This is a genomic window from Butyrivibrio sp. INlla14 (assembly GCF_900102515.1).
GTDB lineage: Bacteria > Bacillota > Clostridia > Lachnospirales > Lachnospiraceae > Butyrivibrio.
Map to the genome: position 1 here is coordinate 61,157 of NZ_FMVS01000025.1, position 6,698 is coordinate 67,854.

A 6,698-nucleotide genomic window follows, 5' to 3' on the forward strand; every position below is an offset into this window, starting at 1 on the left:
CAAAGATGGAGAATAATTTTAAAACAGGTTTTGTAACACTTATAGGACGTCCAAACGTTGGAAAGTCTACACTTATGAATCACATGATCGGGCAGAAGATAGCTATCACATCTAATAAGCCCCAGACTACCAGAAACAAGATCATGACAGTGTATACAGATGATTCATGTCAGATGATCTTTCTTGATACACCAGGTATTCATGAGACCAAGAACAAGCTTGGAGAATATATGACCAAGGTAGCCAAGAGCACTCTTGAGGAAGTTGATGTGGTTCTTTGGCTTGTGGAGCCTAGCACATTTATAGGTGCAGGTGAGAAATCCATTATCGAAGAGCTTAAAAAGTGCAGAAAACCAGTTATTCTCGTCATAAATAAAATAGATACTGTTTCAAAGGATAACCTTGAGAAATTCGAAGATGCCTATAGAAAAGAGATGGACTTTGACAGAGTGATTTCTGTAGCAGCTCTTAAGGGACAGCATATAGATGAACTTATGAACGCTATCAAGGACCTTCTTCCTTTTGGACCACCTTTTTATGACGAAGAAACACTGACAGACCAGCCTGAGAGGCAGATTGCGGCTGAAATAATCAGAGAGAAGGCACTTCGTCTTTTACAGGATGAGGTTCCTCATGGAATTGCGGTGACAATCGAGACCATGAGAATGCGTGAAAAGAAGGTTGAGGAACCAAAGAAAAAGAAAAACAGACATCAGCATCCTCCTAAAAAGAGCAAGCTTGAAGCTATGGCTATGGAAGCAGAAAACTTAGATTATGGCTATGAAGACCAGGATGGACCGGTTGTCCTTGATATTTCTGCAATCTCACAACCTGATGAAGCGTATGACCCTGATGGAATCATGGATATTGATGCAACTATAATCTGTGAGAGAGACTCCCACAAGGGCATTGTTATAGGCAAGGGCGGAGCAATGCTTAAAAAGATTGGTTCTGCAGCCCGTAAGGACATTGAAGAGATGGTGGGATGTAAGGTCAATCTTCAGCTCTGGGTCAAGGTAAGGCGCGACTGGAGAGATGACAAAACCCAGATGAAGAGCTTTGGTTACGATATCAGAGATTTAAAATAAAACTAATTTGGTATATGTGCTGGTATAAGGCACTTTGAGATTATACTGGCAATATGGAATGAAATATGGAAGATTTTGTGATCGTCCGCGGCATAGTATTAAAGCATGCACCAGCAGGAGACTATGACTGGGTTGCTACGATCTTTACTGCAGAAAGGGGCAAGATAACAGCTTTTGCCAGAAGTGCCAGAAAGCCTTCAGCCAAGCTTTCAGGGTTGGTTGAACCTTTTTGTTTTGGGACTTTTAAACTCTTTGCAGGTAAGAATTCATATACGATAGTTGAGGCGGACATAGAAAACTATTTTGAAGGATTCAGAGGTGACTTGGAAGGTGCCTGTTATGGCACCTTTTTTCTTGAATTGTGCTCCTTTTATACTAGGGAGAATAATGAGGACAAGGAGCTTTTAAATCTTTTATACTTTTCGTTGAAAGCTCTTTTAAAGAACAGTATTCCTAATAGACTTGTCCGGTGTATTTTTGAACTGAGAGCTCTTTTGATCGAAGGAGAATATCCTGGTATTCCAGATAGGGCAGGCATTTTGGATTCCACACGGTATGCTATGAATTTTATCACAACAAGCCCGCTTAATAAGCTGTTTTCTTTTTCACTTACTGATGAAGTACTGGACCAGCTTGATATCATAACTAAGGAATACCGGCAAAAGTACATAGACAGGCCGCTAAAAAGCCTTGAAATGCTTGAGACCTTTGAGTATTGAAAAAGAAAAACTATTTGGATATAATAACGTTGTTTGTATTTTTTTAGGTTTATGAGGGAAAATTGTGAAAATACTAATTAAAAAGGCTTTATGCCCAGTGCTTTCTCTTTTTATGGTGACTCTGACATTGGTTGGCTGTGGTGCTGACAAGGATAGAGAGACCAGAGTAACCCTTGACAAGGACGGGGGAGTAGTCAGCACAATTTATGAGAGTTTTGAGCAGGACTATTATGATATTTCTGAGCTTTCTGATATGGCGGCGGAGGAAATATCATACTATAATTCTGAATACATTTCTCCCAGGATTACACTTGATGAGACGACGAGGATTGAGGATGAGCCCTATGTGAAGCTTGTTATGACCTTTGACAGTTGTCTGGATTACTCTCATTTTAATCAGGAACTTTTATTTTTTGGAACTGTTCAGGACGCAGTAGAGAATGGGTATGAGTTGTCTGCGGCCCTCGTAGACAGGGAAGGCAACAAGATCGATCTTGGAAGCGGAGACTTTCTTGACAGACATATTGTGATATCAAGTGAAAAGGTTATAATTGATACACCATATAATATTGAGTTTATGACAAGTGGTGTTACTTTAAGAGACAAAAAGGAAGCTGATTTGACCAATGTACTTTCTGACAGTGTTCAGCTGCTTCTTTCAAAATAATATTATGTTTACTTACGGCAGCTGATGATTTATGGCGCCGCGGAATGGAGGATTATGGAAGCAAACGCAAAAACAATGGACAAAATTGTAGCCCTGGCTAAGGCAAGAGGATTCGTATATCCAGGATCAGAGATTTACGGAGGTCTGGCCAATACTTGGGACTATGGTAATTTGGGCGTTGAATTCAAGAACAATGTAAAGAAGGCATGGTGGCAGAAATTTGTACAGGAGAACCCTTACAATGTAGGTGTTGACTGCGCAATTCTTATGAACCCACAGACATGGATTGCCTCAGGACATCTTGGCGGTTTCTCAGATCCTCTTATGGATTGTAAGGAGTGCCACGAGAGATTCCGTGCTGATAAGATCATAGAGGATTTTGCTGCTGAGAATGGTATTACACTTGAGACATCAGTAGATGGATGGTCTCATGAGGAGATGGAGAACTTCATCAAGGAGCACAGCGTTCCATGTCCATCATGTGGCAAGCACAACTTTACTGGTATCAGAGAGTTCAACCTTATGTTCAAGACTTTCCAGGGTGTAACTGAAGATGCCAAGGACACAGTATATCTTCGTCCTGAGACAGCGCAGGGTATTTTTGTAAACTTCAAGAATGTTCAGCGTACATCTCGTAAGAAGGTTCCATTTGGTATCTGCCAGATTGGTAAGAGCTTCCGTAACGAGATCACACCTGGTAACTTTACATTCCGTACAAGAGAGTTCGAGCAGATGGAACTTGAGTTCTTCTGTAAACCAGGAACACAGACAGAATGGTTTGAGTACTGGAGAAAGACATGCTATGAGTGGCTTCTTTCTCTTGGTATCAAGAAAGAAAACCTTCGTCTTCGTGATCATGATCCTGAAGAGTTGTCATTCTATTCAGATCATACAACGGATATTGAATATGCATTCCCATTCACAGATTGGGGTGAGCTTTGGGGTATTGCGTCCAGAACTGACTATGACCTTACAAGACATCAGGAAACATCAGGCCAGCCAATGGATTACTTTGATGATGAAACCAATGAGAAGTATATCCCTTATGTTGTTGAGCCTTCACTTGGAGCAGACCGTGTAACACTTGCATTCCTTTGCGAGGCTTATGACGAGGAAAATATTGGAACCGAAGAGAAGCCTGATATGCGTACAGTTCTTCACTTCCATCCAGCACTTGCTCCTGTTAAGATTGGTATTCTTCCCCTTTCCAAGAAGCTTAACGAGGGTGCAGAGAAGATTTATGCCAAGCTTTCCAAGAAGTATAATTGTGAGTTTGATGATCGTGGAAACATTGGTAAGAGATATCGCCGTCAGGATGAGATTGGAACTCCATTCTGTATAACATATGATTTTGAGTCTGAGAATGACAATATGGTTACAGTAAGATTCAGAGACAGTATGGAGCAGGAGAGAATTGCCATCGATGAGCTTGAGGCATTTTTCTCAGATAAGTTTGATTTTTAATGATATATTTATATACCATTCTGGAGGAATTAAAATGAAACAATTTACAGCACAGGAGCTTCGTGAAGCTTGGAAGCAATTTTATAAAGATAGAGGACATGTAGATTGCGGAGCAGTATCACTTGTATCTGACGGTTCAACTGGTGTTATGTTCAATGTTGCTGGTATGCAGCCGCTTATGCCATATCTTTTAGGTAAAAAGCATCCTATGGGAACACGCCTTTGCAATGTTCAGGGATGTGTCCGCACTAACGATATTGATTCTGTTGGCGATAAGAGCCATGGAACTTTCTTTGAGATGATGGGAAGCTGGTCACTTGGTGATTATTTCAAAAAGGAGCGTTGCCAGTGGAGTTTTGAGCTCCTTACACAGCTTTTTGGTTTTGATGCTGATCACCTTGCAGCTACTGTATTTGCTGGTGATGAGAATGCACCTAGAGATGAAGAGGGTGCTAAGTATCGTATTGAATCTGGCTTTAAGCCTGAGAATATCTACTATCTTCCTGCAGAAGATAACTGGTGGGGACTTGAATATGGTCCTTGTGGCCCAGATAGTGAGATGTTCTATGTTAAGGATATTCCTGATTGTGGCCCTAATTGCGGCCCAGGTTGCCATTGCGGTAAGTACACAGAAATCGGTAACGACGTATTTATGCAGTATGAGAAACACCACGATGGCAGTCTTACACCTCTTGCGCAGAAGAATGTTGACACAGGATGGGGACTTGAGAGAATTCTTGCTTTCTTAAATGGTGTTGATGATGTATACAAGATTGACCTTCACGCACCTGTTATTGCATATATTGAAAAGGAAAGCGGGATTAAATATGATACAGACGAGAAGACTACAAGATCAATGAGAATTCTTGCTGATCATATACGTACTTCTGTAATGCTTATTGGAGATGAGGCTAAGCTTCTTCCTTCTAATACAGGAGCAGGATACATTCTTAGAAGACTTATCCGCCGTGCCGTAAGACATGCAAGGACTCTTGGACTTAACAAGGAACAGATTCTAGGTGTGGCACAGATCTATATTGATGAGTACAAGGGAAGCTATGAGCACCTTAACAAGAACATCAAGTTTGTTCTTACTGAACTTGAGAGAGAAATCACTCGTTTTGAGTCTACTCTTGAAAATGGTATGAAGGAGTTCAAGAAGATCCTTGACAAGACGGCTTCAGCTGGCAAGAAGGAAATTGAAGGTAAGGATGCTTTCTTCCTTTATGATACATTTGGATTCCCTGTAGAGCTTACACTTGAGCTTGCTCAGGAAGAAGGCTTTACTGTAGATGAGAAGGGCTTTGCTGCATCTATGGAAGAGCAGAAGCAGAAAGCTAGAGAAAATCAGAACTTCTCAGCAAATCTCACAACAGGTGCTGGTGTGTTCGATTCACTTGATGAGTCAGTAAAGAGCGAGTTCCTTGGATATGATGCACTTAGCTGTGAGGGAACTGTTGTAGCTATGGCGGGGGGTGATGCCCTGGCAGAGGAGCTTACAGAAGGCCAGCAGGGTACTATCATCACAGATAAGACTACTTTCTATGGCACAATGGGTGGTCAGGTCGGCGATATAGGAGAAATCCTTGGAACAGACGGTTCTAAGTTTGAAGTAGCTGAAACAATTCATGTTGCAGGTGGCAGAACTGCTCATGTTGGTAAGGTTGTATCAGGAAGCTTTAAGCTTTCAGATAAGGTATCACTTAATGTAGATGCTGATAACAGAGCAAAGACATGTCGTAACCATTCAGCAACTCACCTTCTTCAGAAGGCTCTTCAGGAAGTCCTCGGAGATGGCGTAGAGCAGGCAGGTTCATACCAGGATCCTGACAAGACTAGATTTGACTTTAGCTATCATCAGGCTATGACAGCAGAAGAAATTGAGAAGGTTGAGACTATTGTAAATAAAAAGATTCTTGAGGCACTTCCTGTTGTAACTAAGGAGATGTCTATAGAAGAAGCTAAGAAAACTGGAGCTATGGCTCTGTTTGGAGAGAAATATGGTGAGACTGTAAGAGTTGTCAATATGGGAGATTTCTCTATTGAGCTTTGTGGTGGTACTCACGTGTCTAATACAAGCCACATTGGACTGTTTAAGATTGTTTCTGAGAGCGGCGTAGCAGCAGGTGTTCGCCGTATTGAAGCTCTTACAGGCGATAACGCAAGAGCGTATTACAAGAATGTCGAGAATAGCCTTTCTGATGCAGCAAAGACGCTTAAGACTACACCTGCTGATGTAGTTGCTCATATCAAGAAGCTTCAGGATGAACTTAAGGCTCTCAAGAGCGAGAATGAATCACTTAAGAGCAAAGAGGCTCAGGCAGCTCTTGGTGATGTAATGGATCAGGTTGTTGAGGTTAATGGGGTTAAGCTTCTTGCTACAGCTGTTAAGGGCGTAGACATGAATGGCCTTCGTGATCTTGGCGATCAGCTGAAGACTAAGCTTGGAGATGGCGTTGTAGTTCTTATTTCTGAAGCAGATGGCAAGGTTAATCTTGTTACTATGGCAACAGATGGAGCACAGGCAAAGGGTGCTCATGCAGGTAATCTTGTTAAGGCCATTGCTCCTAAAGTTGGAGGAGGCGGTGGTGGCCGTCCTAATATGGCTCAGGCTGGTGGTAAAAATCCAGCTGGTATTCCAGATGCTATCGCAGAAGCTAAGGCTGTTTTGGAGAGTCAGATTGGCTAAATGCCGTTTATCAAATTAAAATATGAATTAAGTCATGAAAATGTGCTTGACGGAATTTAGATTTATGATAT

At 41.7% G+C, this 6,698-nt stretch carries 5 protein-coding genes; all 5 read left to right on the forward strand.

Translation table 11 applies throughout. From position 1 onward, the window contains the following. Nucleotides 1-5: 5 nt before the first annotated feature. The 5 genes from era to alaS all read left to right on the forward strand — a co-directional run bounded on the left by era (nt 6) and on the right by alaS (nt 6,627). On the forward strand, nt 6-1,088 hold the full coding sequence (era, locus tag BLO53_RS19690) for a GTPase Era (RefSeq protein ID WP_242875389.1): 1,083 nt from the start codon (nt 6-8) through the stop codon (nt 1,086-1,088). A gap of 65 nt (nt 1,089-1,153) precedes the next feature. Continuing rightward, on the forward strand, nt 1,154-1,807 hold the full coding sequence (gene recO / locus BLO53_RS14930) for a DNA repair protein RecO (RefSeq protein WP_092063255.1): 654 nt from the start codon (nt 1,154-1,156) through the stop codon (nt 1,805-1,807). A 64-nt stretch (nt 1,808-1,871) separates the two neighbouring features. Continuing rightward, nucleotides 1,872-2,474 (forward strand): hypothetical protein, encoded by a 603-nt coding sequence (locus tag BLO53_RS14935; RefSeq protein WP_092063258.1) that lies wholly within the window; start codon nt 1,872-1,874, stop codon nt 2,472-2,474. Nucleotides 2,475-2,528: 54 nt separating this feature from the next. Then, nucleotides 2,529-3,938, forward strand: a complete 1,410-nt coding sequence (locus tag BLO53_RS14940) for a glycine--tRNA ligase (protein WP_026488524.1) — start codon at nt 2,529-2,531, stop codon at nt 3,936-3,938. A gap of 34 nt (nt 3,939-3,972) precedes the next feature. After that, a complete protein-coding gene (gene alaS, locus BLO53_RS14945) occupies nt 3,973-6,627 on the forward strand; it encodes an alanine--tRNA ligase (RefSeq protein WP_092063262.1) in 2,655 nt (884 codons plus the stop codon). The last annotated feature ends 71 nt before the right edge of the window (nt 6,628-6,698 follow it).

Bases quoted from the DNA above. Each gene is read 5' to 3' on its own strand.
- era (WP_242875389.1), top strand. From the start codon at position 6: ATGGAGAATAATTTTAAAACAGGTTTTGTAACACTTATAGGACGTCCA.
- BLO53_RS14940 (WP_026488524.1), top strand. From the start codon at position 2,529: ATGGAAGCAAACGCAAAAACAATGGACAAAATTGTAGCCCTGGCTAAG.
- recO (WP_092063255.1), top strand. From the start codon at position 1,154: ATGGAAGATTTTGTGATCGTCCGCGGCATAGTATTAAAGCATGCACCA.
- alaS (WP_092063262.1), top strand. From the start codon at position 3,973: ATGAAACAATTTACAGCACAGGAGCTTCGTGAAGCTTGGAAGCAATTT.